18 protein-coding genes are annotated in these 14,593 nt (G+C 68.5%); all 18 read right to left on the reverse strand.

What is annotated here, in order from left to right; all coding sequences use genetic code 11:
• Positions 1–117: 117 nt before the first annotated feature.
• The 18 genes from ACO6VK_RS16370 to ACO6VK_RS16455 all read right to left on the reverse strand — a co-directional run bounded on the left by ACO6VK_RS16370 (position 118) and on the right by ACO6VK_RS16455 (position 14,558).
• Positions 118–573, reverse strand: a complete 456-nt coding sequence (locus ACO6VK_RS16370; RefSeq protein WP_422508947.1) for an REP-associated tyrosine transposase — start codon at positions 571–573, stop codon at positions 118–120.
• 218 nt (positions 574–791) lie between these two features.
• Positions 792–1,523 (reverse strand): tetratricopeptide repeat protein, encoded by a 732-nt coding sequence (locus tag ACO6VK_RS16375; protein ID WP_422508949.1) that lies wholly within the window; start codon positions 1,521–1,523, stop codon positions 792–794.
• Between the two features lie 57 nt (positions 1,524–1,580).
• Entirely contained in the window at positions 1,581–2,390 is an 810-nt protein-coding gene (locus tag ACO6VK_RS16380; RefSeq protein ID WP_422508951.1) for a prolyl oligopeptidase family serine peptidase, read from the reverse strand.
• A gap of 67 nt (positions 2,391–2,457) precedes the next feature.
• Positions 2,458–2,724 carry a hypothetical protein gene (locus tag ACO6VK_RS16385; protein ID WP_422508953.1) on the reverse strand — a complete coding sequence of 89 codons (267 nt, stop codon included), beginning with the start codon at positions 2,722–2,724 and terminating at the stop codon, positions 2,458–2,460.
• A gap of 15 nt (positions 2,725–2,739) precedes the next feature.
• Complete coding sequence (gene mgtE / locus ACO6VK_RS16390; protein WP_422508955.1) at positions 2,740–4,101, reverse strand: magnesium transporter; 1,362 nt, start codon at positions 4,099–4,101, stop codon at positions 2,740–2,742.
• Positions 4,102–4,256: 155 nt separating this feature from the next.
• A complete protein-coding gene (gene ptsP, locus ACO6VK_RS16395; protein ID WP_422508957.1) occupies positions 4,257–6,035 on the reverse strand; it encodes a phosphoenolpyruvate--protein phosphotransferase in 1,779 nt (592 codons plus the stop codon).
• Positions 6,036–6,037: 2 nt separating this feature from the next.
• Positions 6,038–6,307: an HPr family phosphocarrier protein gene (locus ACO6VK_RS16400; protein ID WP_411850147.1), complete on the reverse strand. Its 270-nt coding sequence runs from the start codon at positions 6,305–6,307 to the stop codon at positions 6,038–6,040.
• Positions 6,300–6,692, reverse strand: coding sequence for a PTS sugar transporter subunit IIA (locus tag ACO6VK_RS16405; RefSeq protein ID WP_038689985.1), 393 nt, complete (start codon positions 6,690–6,692; stop codon positions 6,300–6,302). Before ACO6VK_RS16405 ends, ACO6VK_RS16400 begins: the two co-directional genes overlap by 8 nt.
• A gap of 134 nt (positions 6,693–6,826) precedes the next feature.
• A complete protein-coding gene (gene rapZ, locus ACO6VK_RS16410) occupies positions 6,827–7,678 on the reverse strand; it encodes an RNase adapter RapZ (protein ID WP_422509075.1) in 852 nt (283 codons plus the stop codon).
• 44 nt (positions 7,679–7,722) lie between these two features.
• Positions 7,723–8,673 (reverse strand): HPr(Ser) kinase/phosphatase, encoded by a 951-nt coding sequence (gene hprK, locus ACO6VK_RS16415; RefSeq protein ID WP_017354943.1) that lies wholly within the window; start codon positions 8,671–8,673, stop codon positions 7,723–7,725.
• The gene (locus ACO6VK_RS16420) at positions 8,670–9,122 is read right to left on the reverse strand and encodes a PTS sugar transporter subunit IIA (RefSeq protein ID WP_411850148.1); all 453 of its coding nucleotides are present in this window, start codon (positions 9,120–9,122) and stop codon (positions 8,670–8,672) included. Before ACO6VK_RS16420 ends, hprK begins: the two co-directional genes overlap by 4 nt.
• A gap of 20 nt (positions 9,123–9,142) precedes the next feature.
• Positions 9,143–9,466, reverse strand: coding sequence for a ribosome hibernation-promoting factor, HPF/YfiA family (gene hpf / locus ACO6VK_RS16425; RefSeq protein WP_422508960.1), 324 nt, complete (start codon positions 9,464–9,466; stop codon positions 9,143–9,145).
• Between the two features lie 58 nt (positions 9,467–9,524).
• Positions 9,525–10,979, reverse strand: coding sequence for an RNA polymerase factor sigma-54 (locus tag ACO6VK_RS16430; protein ID WP_422508962.1), 1,455 nt, complete (start codon positions 10,977–10,979; stop codon positions 9,525–9,527).
• A gap of 42 nt (positions 10,980–11,021) precedes the next feature.
• Positions 11,022–11,741 carry an LPS export ABC transporter ATP-binding protein gene (lptB, locus tag ACO6VK_RS16435; RefSeq protein WP_422508964.1) on the reverse strand — a complete coding sequence of 240 codons (720 nt, stop codon included), beginning with the start codon at positions 11,739–11,741 and terminating at the stop codon, positions 11,022–11,024.
• The gene (lptA, locus tag ACO6VK_RS16440) at positions 11,741–12,262 is read right to left on the reverse strand and encodes a lipopolysaccharide transport periplasmic protein LptA (RefSeq protein WP_422508966.1); all 522 of its coding nucleotides are present in this window, start codon (positions 12,260–12,262) and stop codon (positions 11,741–11,743) included. Before lptA ends, lptB begins: the two co-directional genes overlap by 1 nt.
• A 147-nt stretch (positions 12,263–12,409) precedes the next feature.
• A complete protein-coding gene (gene lptC / locus ACO6VK_RS16445; protein WP_422508968.1) occupies positions 12,410–12,970 on the reverse strand; it encodes an LPS export ABC transporter periplasmic protein LptC in 561 nt (186 codons plus the stop codon).
• A complete protein-coding gene (locus ACO6VK_RS16450) occupies positions 12,967–13,515 on the reverse strand; it encodes a KdsC family phosphatase (protein WP_017356226.1) in 549 nt (182 codons plus the stop codon). Before ACO6VK_RS16450 ends, lptC begins: the two co-directional genes overlap by 4 nt.
• 41 nt (positions 13,516–13,556) lie before the next feature.
• A complete protein-coding gene (locus ACO6VK_RS16455) occupies positions 13,557–14,558 on the reverse strand; it encodes a KpsF/GutQ family sugar-phosphate isomerase (protein ID WP_422508970.1) in 1,002 nt (333 codons plus the stop codon).
• Positions 14,559–14,593 lie beyond the last annotated feature (35 nt).

A 14,593-nucleotide genomic window follows, 5' to 3' on the forward strand; every position in this document is an offset into this window, starting at 1 on the left:
GGAGCCGGCCAGCGGCCGGCACTACCGGTGCGGTATCCGAACGCGTGTGGAGCCGGCCAGCGGCCGGCACTATAGGTGCGGGATACGACCGCGTGTGGAGCCGGCCAGCGGCCGGCACTACGGGTCCAATGGCCAGGCGCACCACGCGTAGGGGTATTCACCTATCGTCGCTGTCAGCCCTGCCCTGACAGGATTGCCGAGAATGTACAGGGCATGCTGCCGCAGCGATGCGTCGGTGCGCACGGCGTGATCGTGGTAGCCCGACTGCCAGAATGTGCCGCCGCGTCTGTGTGATCGGTTGATGGCCAATGCGCTTGAGGATTTGAAGCGTCGCGCGACGTCGTGCAGTGATGATGTGTTGAGTTCGAGCAGCCAATGGACATGGTCCGGCATTACCACCCACGCCAGGGATCGCGCGTGACCGCGTCGGTCGAGGCCGTGCAGGTGGCTCATGGCGAGGGCGGCTGTATCGGGGTCTTCAAACCAGCGGCGGCGGTTGTGGCACACGGTTGTCAGTACGTAGGTGTGTCCGGGGAGCGAACAGCGGCCGACGCGCAGTCGAGAGGAGCTCATGGCGCATGGTCGGTCATCTCCGCGCGCGGTGAAGTCGGTCAAACGCGTGGATGCCTGTGGTGAAATGCCGCGGAAATGCGTGGTTTCGAAGAGGGTGTGTTGAGAGCCGGCCAGCGGCCGGCACTACCCGAACGGGCGGGGCGGTGCTGGGAGCCGGCCAGCGGCCGGCACTACCCGAACGGGGTGGGCCGGTGCCTGGAGCCGGCCAGCGGCCGGCACTACCTGGCCTGCTCCAGCTGGTCGATGTAGATCAGTTCGTTCCTGGCGGTCTTGCTGTCGGGGTCGATTTTCTGCGAGGCGAGGTAGGCGGCGCGGGCGCTTGGGAGATCGCCGAGTTCGATGTGGGCGAAGCCGACGCCGCGCAGGGCGAGGGCTTCCATGCGGCGGTTCTCGGGATGGCTGCGGGCCAGGTCGAGTGCGCGGGCGTAGCTGTCCATCGCGCCCTGCCAGTCCTTGCGCCGGGTCAGGGCCGCGCCGCGTTCGCACAGTGCCTCGGCGTCGTACGGCGCCACGGCGATGGCCTTGTCCAGCCACTGCAGCGCGGCATCCACGTCGCCGCGCTCCAGGGCGATGTAGCCGAGGTGGTTGTAGGCCTTGGCGCAGGCCAGGTCCAGCCATTCGGTCGGGGTGCCGCGCCCCGGGCCTTCCATGTACAGCGCGTACTGGCGGTGGGTCTGGAAGCTCAGTGCGCGACGCCCGGGGACCGCCTGCTGCGCATCGCAGTAGCGCACGGCGTCGGTGAGCACCGGCGCGGCGGCGGCAGGGTTGCCAGCCAGGCTGAGGTCCACGGCGTCCTGGACGGCCGTGCGGTACTGCGTGCCCAGCGCGGGTTCGCCCTGCGCGGCGGGCAGCGCGGTGGTGACGGTGTAGCTGGACGGCGGCGGTTCCTCGGCCAGCCCGAGGGCGGGAACGGCAAGGGCAAGCAGCACTACCCGCAGGCGCATACGCATCGTCAGCCTCCATGCAAACTGTGTGGAGGCGACGATATCGCGTCTGCAGGCCGAACGTCAGTGCCGTTTCTGCGCCCAGAGCCATGACCACATTGCCGCATCGGCATACGTGGCGTCCCAGGCGTTGTGGTTGCCCTCCGGGTACTCGGTGTAACGCACGTCCTTCGCGCCGGCCTGCTGGAACGCGGCGTACAGCCGGCGGTCGTCGTCCGGCAGCACCACGTCGTCCAGCGCGCCGTGGAAGATCCAGATCGGGGTCTGCTTCAGGCGCCGGGCGATGGCGGCATACGGGTCGCTTTCGTGGGCGACGTCCTCCACGAGCAGGGTAGGACGCACCGCGCGCGGGGCCGCGACCGCGCCGCACACCGGGACGATCGCGGCGAAGCGGGTGGGGGCGTCCAGCGCGATGTTCCAACTGCCATAGCCGCCCATCGACATGCCGGTCAGGTATTGCCGGCGGGGATCGGCCCCGAACTCGGCGATGGTCGCATCGAGGGCCGCCAGGGCGATGCGGTTGTTGTCGCCGGACCATTCCTGGTCATCCGGCGCCTGCGGCAACACGACCAGGCCAGGGAAGCTGGCTGCGTTCTGGCGGAGGTACGGCCCGAGCCCGGCCAGCGTCTGGCGGCGGCCATCACGACCGCGTTCGCCCGAGCCATGCAGGAACAGCACCACCGGCAGCGCACCGCGCGAGGCCGCCGCGTTGCGTGGCACGAAGACCTGGTAGTACGACGTGCGGCCATCGACCTTGACCGCGCGGCCGACGAAAGCACCGGTCGCGTCATCCGGCGCGGTCGCGCATCCGGCCACCGTCATCATCGCCATCGCCACCGCCCACAGCAGCCATCCACCCCAGCGTCGTGCCATTGTCGTGCCCCGATTGAAATCGTTTTCAGTCTAGGCGCCGCCGCGTGCCGGGGCATCGTGCAGTGCATCAGTCCGGGCGCGGCGCGGCCGCCAGGATCTCCAGCTGTTCGATCGCTTCGGGGTGGCCCTCGGCGGCGGCGGCCTGCACCTGCGCCAGGCTGGGGTGGACCACCAGCAGCACGGGGTTCTCGCACTGCGGGCAGTCGAACTCGGCCTCGTCCTCGTGCAGCTCCATCGTCATCTGGCGCGCGCTGCCCTGCCATTCACAGGCGGGGCAGGCATGGGTCTGCTCGCGCCAGCCGGGCTGGAAGTAGTTATCGAGGGTAAGCGCCATGTGGGGGTGTCCAGGTCAGTGCAGCAGGATCAGGGTGGCCAGGCCGAGGAAGCTGAAGAAGCCCATGACGTCGGTCACCGCGGTGACCACCACGGTGCCGGCCACGGCCGGATCGACGTTCATGCGCTTGAGCAGCAACGGCAGCAGCACGCCGGCCAGCGCGGCAGCGCAGAAATTGATGATCAGCGCGAGCGTGATGACCAGCGAGAGCAGGAAACTGTGGAACCACAGGAAGGCGATGACGCCGACCACGGTGCCGATCAACGTGCCGTTGATCAGCGCTACCCGCGATTCCTTCCAGAGCAGGATGCGTGCATTGCTCTGGCCGACCTGGCCCAGCGCGATGCCGCGCACCATCAGGGTCAGCACCTGCACGGCGGCATTGCCGCCGACGCCGGCGACGATCGGCATCAGCACCGCCAGGGCGACCACTTTCTGCAGGGTCATCTCGAACTGGCCGATCACGCTGGCCGCCAGGAAGGCGGTGCACAGGTTGATGCCCAGCCAGACCACGCGGCCGCGCACGGCACGCTTGATCGGCGAGAACAGGTCTTCCTCTTCGTCCAGACCGGCGGCGCCCAGCGCCTGGTGCTCGGCCTGCGACCGGATGATGTCGACCACGTCATCGATGGTGATGCGGCCGAGCAGGATGTTGTTGTCGTCCACCACCGGCGCGGACACCCAGTCGTGATCGGAGAACTGGCGGGCCACTTCCTCGGCGCTCTCGCCGACATCGATGGCCGGCTGCTCGTCGTCGATCAGCCGGTTGATCGGGGTGTTGTCCTCGTGGGTCACCAGTGCGGCCAGCGACAGCCGGCCCAGGTACTGGTGGCGGCGGCTGACCACGAACAGGTGATCGGTGTGATCGGGCAGCTCGCCGCGCAGGCGCAGGTAGCGCAGCACCACGTCGACGTTGACGTCGGCGCGCACGGTCACCACGTCCGGGTTCATCAGGCGGCCGGCGCTGTCCTCGGGATACGACAGCACCTGCTCGAGCCGCTCGCGGTTCTCGCGGTCCATCGACTTGAGCACTTCATCGATGACCGTGTCCGGCAGGTCTTCGACCAGGTCGGCCAGATCGTCGATGTCGAGGTCTTCGACCGCGGCGATGATTTCGTCCGGGTCCATGTCCGCGAGCAGGCTCTCGCGCACTTCCTCACCGACGTGGACCAGCACCTCGCCGTCGTCTTCCGGATCGACCAGGCCCCACACCACCTCGCGCTTGCCTGGCGGCAGCGATTCGAGCAGGTTGCCGATCTCGGCCGGTGCCAGCGTGTTGACCAGCCGGCGGACCGGACCCAGGCGCCCGCTGTCCAGTGCATCGGACAACAGCCGCAGCTGGCGTGCCGTCTTGTCGTGGCGTACGGCTTCGGCCATGCACAGCTCCTGCGGAAAAAGAAAAGGCCGCTATCCCGGAGGATGCGGCATCGGCGGTGGTCAGCGCGTCATTATCGCGCGCTTACATGTCAATCCGGTAGGTCTGCACGCGCGGGCGAGGCACAGGCATGCGCGGTGCCGGCCTGTGGCCGGCATCACCTGTCGGGGGCGGCCTTTTCCAGCCAGCGCTCGATGCCGCGCCGGTCGCGGGCCTGCAGCAGTTTCGGCGCGGCGGCCTGCAGTGCCGACAGGTCGCTGTCGCGGATGGCGCGGCGCACTTCCAGCAGCGTGCCCGGATGCAGGCTGAACTCGGTGAGGCCGAGCGCGAGCAGCAGCGGGGTCATGCGCGGATCGCCGGCGATTTCGCCGCAGACCGCCACCGGGATGTCGTAGGCCTGGCCGGTGTGCAGGATGTGCGAGAGCAGGCGGATCACCGCCGGGTGCAGCGGTGAGTACAGCTCGCCGACCGCTTCGTTGTTGCGGTCGGCGGCGAGCAGGTACTGCACCAGGTCGTTGGTGCCGATCGACAGGAAGTCGACCAGGTCGATGAAGCTCTCCAGCGCGATGGCCGCGGCGGGCACTTCGATCATGGCGCCGAACGGAATGTGCTCGGCCACCTCGTGGCCCTCGGCACGCAGCAGCTCGGCCTGTTTGTTCAGGCGCCGGCGCACCGCCAGCACTTCCTCGCGGGTGCTCACCATCGGGATCAGGATGCGCAGCTTGCCGTAGGCCGAAGCGCGCAGGATCGCGCGCAGCTGGGTGTCGGCCACTTTCGGCCGGGCCAGCGACAGGCGCACGCCGCGCAGGCCCAGTGCCGGGTTTTCTTCGTTGCTCAGGGTCAGCCCGGTGCGGTCGGCCTTGTCCGCGCCCAGGTCCAGGGTGCGGATGGTGACCGGCCGGCCGCTCATGCCGAGCGCGGCGTCGCGGTAGGTTTCGAACTGCTCCTGCTCGTCCGGCAGTTCGTTGCGCTGCAGGAACAGGAATTCGGTGCGGTACAGACCCAGGCCCTGTGCGCCGAGCGCATGCGCCTGGGTGACGTCTTCGCTGGACTCGGCATTGGCGAGCAGGACGATGTCGACGTTGTCGCGGGTGCGGCTGGGCTTGGTGCGCAGCCGGCCCAGTTCGCGCTGTTCGCGCGCATGCTCGCGCAGCCGCACGCGGTAGTCGCGCAGGTCCGGTGCGTGCGGGTTGATGGTGACGGTGCCGTCGCTGCCGTCCATGATCAGCACGTCGCCGTCGGCCACCTTCTGCAGCGCGTTGGGCACGTTGACGATCAGCGGCAGGTGCAGGCTGCGCGCCAGGATCGCGCTGTGCGACAGCGCGCTGCCGCCGGCGGTGACGATGCCGACCACGCCGTGCGCCTGCAGCTGTGCCAGCTCGGAGGGGGCGATGTTGTCGCAGACCAGGATCTCCCCGGCCATGCCTTTGACGTCCGGCGGGCGCTTCTGCAGGAAGGCATGGATGCGGCCGATCACATGGTCCAGATCGTCCATGCGGCTCTTCAGGTAGGCATCGTCCATGCCGTCGAAGACCTTGGCCAGCCGGTCGCGCTGCACGCGCAGGGCATAGCCGGCGCTGTACGGGCCGCTGCGGATCAGTTCATCCAGACCGAACAGCAGCTCCGGATCGTCCAGCAGCAGCGCGTGCAGGTCGAGGAACTCGCCGGCTTCCTGGTTCAGCGCGCCATGCAGCCGCTGGCGCAGGTCGTGCATTTCGCCGCGGGCGGCGTCCACCGCGATATGCAGCCGCTTGAGCTCGGCGTCCACCTTGGCGGCGGGAATGCGCTGCTCGGCCACTTCCAGTGCGTGCGGCAGGCGTACCCGCGCACGTCCGAGCGCGTTGCCGCGCGAGGCACCGTGGCCGGCCAGCAGCACCGCCCCGGACGCGGTCCGTGACGTGGTGCTGGCGGCCGGTCGCGACGGTTGCCCCGGCATGCTCAGCTGTCCTCGTCGAAGCGCCGTTCGAACAGCGCCACCACCGCGTCCATCGCGGCGGCTTCGTCTTCGCCGTCGATGCGCACGGTGACCGGGGTGCCTTGGCCGGCGGCCAGCAGCATGACGCCCATGATGCTCTTGGCGTTGATCTCACGGCCTTTGGCGGCCATCGTCACGTTGCAGCGGAAAGGCGCCAGCTCCTGCACCAGCTTGGCAGTGGCGCGGGCATGCAGGCCCAGGCGGTTGGATACGGTGAGTTCTCGTTCAAGCATCGTCGACAATCGCTCCATTGCGAGTGCCTGCCGCAGCAGTGGCAGGTAGTTGATCCAGTCCCTGTTCCGGATAATTCATCACCCGCAACAACATCGGCAGGCTAAGCGCCGAAACCCGGCGAGCCGGGGTGCCCAGACGAGCCAGTTGCCCGGCCAGATTGCTGGGGCTGGCGCCGTACAGGTCGGTCAGGATCAGCACGCCCTGTCCACTGTCCACCCGGCGCAAGGCGGCCGAGGCGAGTGGGAGCAGGACGTCCAGGTCTGCGTCGAACGGTACTTCGAAAGCTTCGGTCTTCAGCGGCAGGTGCCGCAGCAGCCGGGTCGCCACGTCCAACAGGGAGGTGCCAACACCGGGGTGGGTTACGAGGAGAATGCCACAGGTCATTGCCAAACGTTAACAGGTCAACGTGAATTGGCGATAGCCGCAAAACAGGGGCGCTGTGTCCCGTATTCATGATGAGTCGGTGTGGCGCGCGGGCCGGGCATCCCGGAGAGCCGGCCAACGGCCGGCACCACGGATCAATCCAGCTCGCGATGGAACGTGGCCACGTCCGGCCAGCCCTGGTCACGCGCATGGCGGGCCATCCGCTCGGCCAGGTACACCGAACGGTGCTTGCCGCCGGTGCAGCCGAAGGCGACGGTCACGTAGCTGCGGGTGTCGTTGCCCAGGCGCGGCAGCCAGGTGTCGAGGAAATCCACCAGCTGGGCGGCGTAGCGCTGTACGTCCGGCTGCTCGTCCAGGTACTCGCGCACACCGCGGTCGCGGCCCGACAGCGGGCGCAGTTCCGTGTTCCAGTGCGGGTTGGGCAGCACGCGGACGTCGAACACGAAGTCGGCCTCGGCCGGCACGCCGCGCTTGTAGGCGAACGATTCGAACAGCAGCGACAGCTTGCTGCCGTGGTTGAGCGCGAACCCGGTCACCACCTTGCGGCGCAGCTGGTGCACGTTGAGGTCGGTGGTGTCGATCACGGCATCGGCGGCGCGGCGCAGCGGGGCGGTCAGTTCGCGCTCGCGGGCGATCGCCTCGGGCAGCGACAGGCCAAGCTGGCTCAGCGGGTGGCGGCGACGGGTGTCGGCGTAGCGCTTGAGCAGGGTTTCATCGGTGGCGTCGAAGAACAGCAGCTGGGCGTCCAGCCCGGCGGCCTTGGCATCCTCGCGCCAGTGCGAGAGCTGGGTCAGGTCGCTCTGTGCGCGCACGTCGATGCCCACCGCCAGCCGGCGCGGGCCCTCGGTGCCGCTGTCGCCGAGCAGGCTGCGCACGAAGTCCGGCAGCAGGTTGATCGGCAGGTTGTCCGAGCAGTAATAGTCGAGGTCTTCGAAGGTCTTCAGTGCGACCGTCTTGCCCGAGCCGGACAGCCCGCTGACGATCATCAGCGTGGCCGGGGGCGGGGCAGTGGCGGGGGCAGTGGGCAGGCTCATGGGGTGCGGCGTTCCAACATGTTGCTGTGGCGGGCGATGAACATCGCCGCGGGGTCGATACCCTTGGTACGTAGAATGTGCAGCCGGGTGGCCGCCTCGGTCAGCACGGCCAGGTTGCGGCCGGGCATCACCGGCAGGGTGATCAGCGGCACATCCAGGTCCAGCACGTGGCGGGTGCCCGAATCGCCAGTGAGGCGTTCGTACCCGTGGGGCGTCGGCTCGGTCATCGGCTTGGTCAGGTGGACGATCAGCCGAAGGTACTTGTTCTTCTTTACCGCTGTGTCACCGAACATCTCCCGCACGTTCAGCACGCCCAGCCCGCGGACCTCCAGCAGGTCCTGCAGCAGCTCCGGGCAGGTGCCGTCGAGCACGTCCGGGGCGATCTGGGTGAACTCGGGGGCGTCATCGGCCACCAGCCGGTGGCCGCGGCTGAGCAGCTCCAGGGCCAGCTCGCTCTTGCCCGACCCGGCCTCGCCGGTGATCAGCACGCCGATGGAGTAGATCTCCATGAATACGCCATGCAGGATCACCCGCGGCGCCAGCGTGCGCGCCAGGTGGTAGGACAGGTGGTTGAGCAGCTCGTGGCCGCGTTTGGGCGAGACCCACAGCGGGGTCTGCGACTCGTCGGCGGCCGCGCGCAGGTCTTCCGGGCAGGACTGGTTGCGGGTGATCACCAGCGCCAGCGGATGCGACTGCATGATCCGCTCGATGGTCTCCCAGCGCTGGCGCGAGTCCAGCGAATCCAGCCAGGACAGTTCCTCGGTGCCGAGGATCTGCACTTTGTTGGGGTAGATGGCGTTGAGGTAGCCGGCCAGCGAGGGCCGGCGCGAGACGGTGTTGCCGGCCTCCAGCTCGCGACGCTCGCCCTTCTGCCCGGCCACCCAGCGCAGGCTGAGGCGGTCGCGCTGCTGCTCGAACAGCTCGCGCGCGGTGATGCTGGTATTCATGCGGCGCTCGCCGGCGGGGGGAATTCGATGACCTGGCGCAGTGCGTCGCCGTCGCGCGCGTCGCGCAGCGCCTGGCGGATGGCCGGTTCGGAGAACAGTTCGGCCAGCTCGGACAGCAGCATCAGGTGTTGATGGGTGTAGTGCGCGGGGACGGCAATGGCGAACACCAGGTCCACCGGCTCGTCGCTGCCGAACTCCACCGGGGATTCCAGGCGCAGCAGGGCGCCGCGGGGGCGCTCGAGCAGCGGCGCGCGGCCGTGCGGGATGGCGATGCCGTGCCCGATCCCGGTGCTGCCCAGCGCTTCGCGCTGACACAGGTTCTGGTAGATCAGCTCGGCATTGGCTTCGCGGCAGGCCAGCAGGCGGGCGGCCGCCTTCAGCACGCTGTCGCGATCGGCGGCCGGCAACACTTGCGTGCGCACGGCCGCCAGGAGGTCAGTCAAAGGCATGTCAGGGAAGAACGAGGGCGTCAGCCCTCATTGTCGCCCACCGGCAGCGGCAGCGGTGCGTGCTGCTGTTTTTTCTCCTTGTGCTTGATCACGAGACGGTCGAGCTTGTCGGCCAGGATATCGATGGCGGCGTACATGGTCGGGCCGCTGGCGTCGGCGTGCAGGGTCTGCCCGGGGACGTTCACACTGGCATCTGCATGGTGTTCCGGCTTGCGGATCGACAGCTGCACGCGAATCTCGCAGTGCTGGTCGAAATGCTTCCCCAGCCGCTTCAGCTTGGTTTCCACGTACTCGTTCAGAGCGGGGGTGAGTTCAAGCTGCTGGCCATACGTTTCGATGCGCATCGGGTTTCTCCTTTGTTCGGATTTGCCAATGAACCTTCCCGCCTGGCGCGGTGGAGCGTCAGGCGATTCTTACTCTTTCGTGCGAGGCGGAAATGTTCATGGCCTCACGATACTTCGCCACGGTGCGCCGCGCCACCGGTATTCCCGAGGTTTTGAGCAGGTCAGCCAGCTTGGCGTCAGAAAGCGGCTTGCGCGGGTTCTCGTCGTCGATCAGGCGCCGGATCATGGCCTGGATGGCGGTGCTGGAGGCTTCCCCGCCGCTGTCGGTATCGATGCCCGAGGCGAAGAACGAGCGCAGCGCCAGGGTGCCCCGGGGGGTGCGGACGTACTTGCGTGCGATTGCCCGGGAGATGGTCGATTCGTGCAGGCCGAGCTCGCCGGCCACCTCGCGCAGGGTCAGCGGGCGCAGCGCCTGCTCGCCGAACTCCAGGAAGGCGGCCTGCTGCTGCAGCAGGCAGCGCACCACCCGCAGCAGGGTTTCGCCGCGGGCTTCCAGGCCCTTGAGCAGCCAGCGCGCTTCCTGCAGGTGGGCGCGCAGGTAGCCGGCATCGCTTTCCCCGCAGCGGCGGATCATCTGTTCGTAGCCCCGGTGGATCACCACCCGGGGACCGGCATGGCCGGCCAGGGCTGCCCGCCAGATGCCGTTCTGGCGCCAGACCACGCAGTCCGGCACCACGTAGCTGTCATGGGAGAGCTCGCCGATCTGGGTGCCGGGGCGGGGGTCCAGGGTGCGCAGCAGCTGTACGGCAGTGTCTACGTCGGCCGGCGGCTCGCGCAGCTCGTGGGCGATGCCGGCCACGCCGCTGCGCGGCAGGCGCTCCAGCGGGCCGTCGGCGATGCGGCGGGCCAGGGCCAGCCCGGGGGTGTCGGCGGGCAGCACGTCCAGCTGCAGGCGCAGGCACTCGCCCAGGCTGCGCGCGCCGATCCCGATCGGGTCGAAGCGCTGGATCTGGTGCAGCACCGTCAGGATTTCGGCCTCACCGGCATGAATGGCCGGGAGCAGGGTGTCGGCGATGGCGGTCAGCGGTTCACGCAGGTAGCCATCGTCCTCGAACGCATCGATCAGCGCCGCGCCGATGCTGCGGTCGCGGCTGGAGAGGTGGGACAGGTGCAGCTGCCACAGCAGGTGGTCGGCCAGCGATTCGGTTTCGGCTACGCGCTCGGCGGCGCTGCCGTTGTCGTCGTCATCGAACGAGCCGCCGCTGTTGCCGCTGCTCCAGTCGCCCTCGCCAGGCGCCCAGTCATCCGCGCCGGGCCCGGCGGTGCCGGCATCATCACTGTCTCCGCGTTCCTCGCCGTCGCCCGCATTCACGGTCGGGGCAGCCTCGCCGGGCAGGGCCTCCAGCGCCGGTTCGGCGTTCTCGGCCCATTCCAGCAGCGGGTTGGTCTCCACCGCTTCGGCGATTTCCAGGTCGAGCTCGGCGCTGGACATCTGCAACAGCTTGATGGCCTGACGCAGCTGCGGCGTCATGACCAGTTGTTGCCCCATCGATGTCTGCAGCCGTGCTTTCATGCCTGTGCCGAACGGAGGGAAGGCCTTGCGGCGGCCGCTGGATCAGAGCTTGAAGGTGTCCCCAAGGTAGACGCGTCGGACGTCGGCGTTGGCCAGGATCTCGTCCGGCGCGCCCTGTGCCAGCACGCTGCCTTCGTTGAGGATATACGCGCGGTCGCAGATTCCCAAGGTTTCGCGCACATTGTGATCGGTGATCAGGACGCCGATCCCGCGCTGCTTGAGGTGGGTGACGATGCGCTGGATTTCACCGACCGAGATCGGGTCCACGCCGGCGAAGGGTTCATCGAGCAGGATCAGGCGCGGGCGGGCGGCCAGCGCGCGGGCGATCTCGCAGCGGCGGCGCTCGCCACCGGACAGGCTGGCGCCGAGCTGGTCGGCGACGTGGTTGATCTGCAGCTCGTCGAGCAGCGAGTTCAGTTCCTTCTCGCGGCCGTCCTTGTCCAGGTCTTCGCGCAGTTCCAGCACCAGGCGCAGGTTGTCGGCCACGGTCAGCTTGCGGAACACCGAGGGTTCCTGCGGCAGGTAGCCCACGCCCTGCTTGGCACGGGTGTACATCGGGTCGCCGGTGATGTCCTTGCCGTCCAGCACGATGCTGCCGGCATCGGCTTCCACCAGCCCGACGATCATGTAGAAGCAGGTGGTCTTGCCGGCGCCGTTCGGGCCGAGCAGGCCAACCACTTCACCGGCCTCCAGGGTCAGGCCGAAATCCTTGACCACTTCGCGCTGCTTGTAGCGCTTGCGCAGACCTTTGGCGACGAGCATTACTTCTTGCTCCCGGCAGCGGCCGGCGCGGCGGTCTTGGCCTTGGGCTGGATCACGGTGCGCACGCGGGTGCCATCGCCACCGCTGTTCATCTCGCCGGTGCGGGTGTTGTAGGTCATCTTCTGGCCGGCATTGGTGCCGCGCGCGCTCTTGACGTTGTAGTTGCCGGTCAGCGTGAGCACTTCGCCCTTGATGTCGTAGTCGATGCGATCTGCCGACGCATCCATCCAGCTGCCGTCGTCGAGCTGCTGCTTGAGCTTGGCCTGCTTGCCGGTGAATACCGCACGTACCGGCTCGCCGTCCTTCAGGTAGATCTCCGCTTCGGACGAACGCAGGTCCAGCGTGCCCTGGATGACGATCACGCCCTGCGACAGGGTGGTCTTGCCATTGCCGTCGAGCGTACCGGTCTGCGCGCCGGCGTCGATGGACATCGGTTCGTTGCGGTCGGTGGACTTGGCGCTGGCGGTGAAGGCGGGGACGAGAAGACTGATCGCGCAGGCGGCTGCAAAGAGGATCTTCATGGGGTGGTCTGTTCTGCCGGTGTTGGGGCCGGGCCGTCGGGCCGGGGCGGTATCAGGGTCACGGCTGGCACCATGCCAGACGCGTGGAAAAGCTGTCTGCTGCCGGCCTGCGCCTGTCCGGAGACGGCGGCACGGCCGGCGGCGATGTCAGCGGGTGGGCGTGTAGCTGCCCTTGGACTGACTGAGGAAACGGTAGGTCTTGCTCTTGGAATCCAGTTCGAACCCGACCCCGGACTGCATCATACCCGGGCGGGTCATGGTCACCTTGGCATCGGTACTGGCGCGGTTCTCCTTGGGGAACACGTCGAGGTGGTCGGTGCGGAAGGTGGTCGGCGGAACTGCGGGCACCTTCGGGCTGTCGCCGCTGACGTTGCCGGTGAGCTTGAGCTGCTCGCCCTTGGCGCTGACCCAGCCCTTGTCGCTGCGCAGCTCCCAGTGGTTGCCGTCCTGGTCGGGCAGCAGGAACACCGGGGTGGTGATGTTCATGGTGGCATCGCTGCGGGTGCGTTCCAGCAGCGGCGCGCGCAGGGTGGTGGATTCCTTGCCCTGTTCGTCCAGCGCCACGATCTGGAAATCGTGCAGCACGTAGTCCTTGCCGCCGTCGTCGCCGGCCACGATCTCGCTCTTGCCGTCATTGCGCAGCAGCGACCAGCCGCTGAGCAGCGCGGCAACCAGCAGCAGGGCGCCCAGTCCGGTTCGCCAGCTCATGCGCCGAACCTCGCCAGGACCGCGTCCACCTTGCCCTGCGCGGCCAGCAGCACATCGCACAGCTCGCGGGCCGCGCCACGGCCGCCATCGGCGCGGGTCTGCCAGTGGACGCGCTCGGCGATCCACGGATGTGCATTGGCCGGGGCCACCGCCAGGCCGACCGCGCACAGCGGTGCCAGGTCGGGCAGGTCATCGCCCATGAAGGCGACCTGGTCCAGGCCGATGTCGTGTTGGGCGCACAGCGCGCGTACGCTGGCCAGTTTGTCGCCGACCGCGATCTGGGTGTCGATGCCCAGGTCGGCACCGCGCCGGAGCGCGGACTGGCTGTTGCGCGCGGTGATCAGCACCGGGTGGATCCCGTGCTGCTGCAGCAGTTTCAGGCCAAGTCCATCCTGCACGTAGTACGCCTTGCTCTCGTTGCCGTCCTTGTCGTAGTAGAGCCGACCGTCGGTGAGCGTGCCGTCCACGTCGAAGCAGGCCAGCCGGATACGGCCGGCGATGGCATGCAGGTGGGGCGGAAAACCGGGCAACGGGGAGTAGGGCATCAGGGCGGCAGGTCAGCTGAATGGAAGGGGGGAACTGTGGTTTAAACCACCCGCGCCCGCAACAGGTCATGAATGTTGAGCGCACCGACCAGCCGGCCGGCCGCGTCGACGACCATCAGACCGGTGATTTTGTGGGTTTCCATCAGCCGCGCCGCTTCGGCGGCGAGCTGGTCGGCCCCGATGGTGCGCGGGTGGCGGGTCATCACATCGGCGATGCGCGCGCTGCGCACGTCCAGCGCGCTGTCCAGGGCGCGGCGCAGGTCGCCGTCGGTGAACAGCCCGATCAGGCGCTCATCGGCATCGACCACGGCGGTCATGCCCAGCCGCTTGCGGCTCATCTCCACCAGGGCTTCGCTGAGGCTGGCGTCGGCGCCCACGCGCGGCAGTTCGTCCCCGCTGTGCATCACATCGGTGATGTGCAGCAGCAGGCGCCGCCCCAGGCTGCCGGCCGGGTGCGAGCGGGCAAAGTCGTCGGCGGTGAAGCCACGGGCGTCGAGCAGGGCCACGGCCAGGGCATCGCCCATCGCCAGCGAGGCGGTGGTGCTGGAGGTGGGGGCCAGCGCCAGCGGGCAGGCCTCGGCTGGCACGCTGACGTCCAGGTGGACATCGGCGGCCTGGGCCAGGCTGGAGGCCGGGCGGCCGGTCATGGCGATCAGCCGGTTGCCCTGGCGCTTGAGCACCGGCAGCAGCATCAGCAGCTCGTCGGACTCGCCGGAGTAGGACAGGGCCAGCACCACATCGGCCTCGGTGATCATGCCCAGGTCGCCGTGGCCGGCTTCGCCGGGGTGCACGTAGAAGGCCGGGGTGCCGGTGGAGGCCAGGGTTGCGGCGATCTTGCGCGCCACGTGCCCGGATTTGCCCATGCCGGTGGCGACCACCCGGCCCTTGCTTTCCAGCACCAGCTGGCAGGCCTGGCTGAACGCATCGCCCAGCCGGTCGGCAACGGCGGCCAGTGCATCGCGCTCGATGTCGAACACGCGGCGGCCGCTGGCGACCAGGGCGGCGGGGTCGGCCGGATGGGGCAGAAGGGGCGATACAGCCATGCGGGCGCCACGCGGAAGAGTAGAATGAGCGCACA

It is taken from the genome of Stenotrophomonas sp. GZD-301, from assembly GCF_049310345.1.
GTDB lineage: Bacteria > Pseudomonadota > Gammaproteobacteria > Xanthomonadales > Xanthomonadaceae > Stenotrophomonas.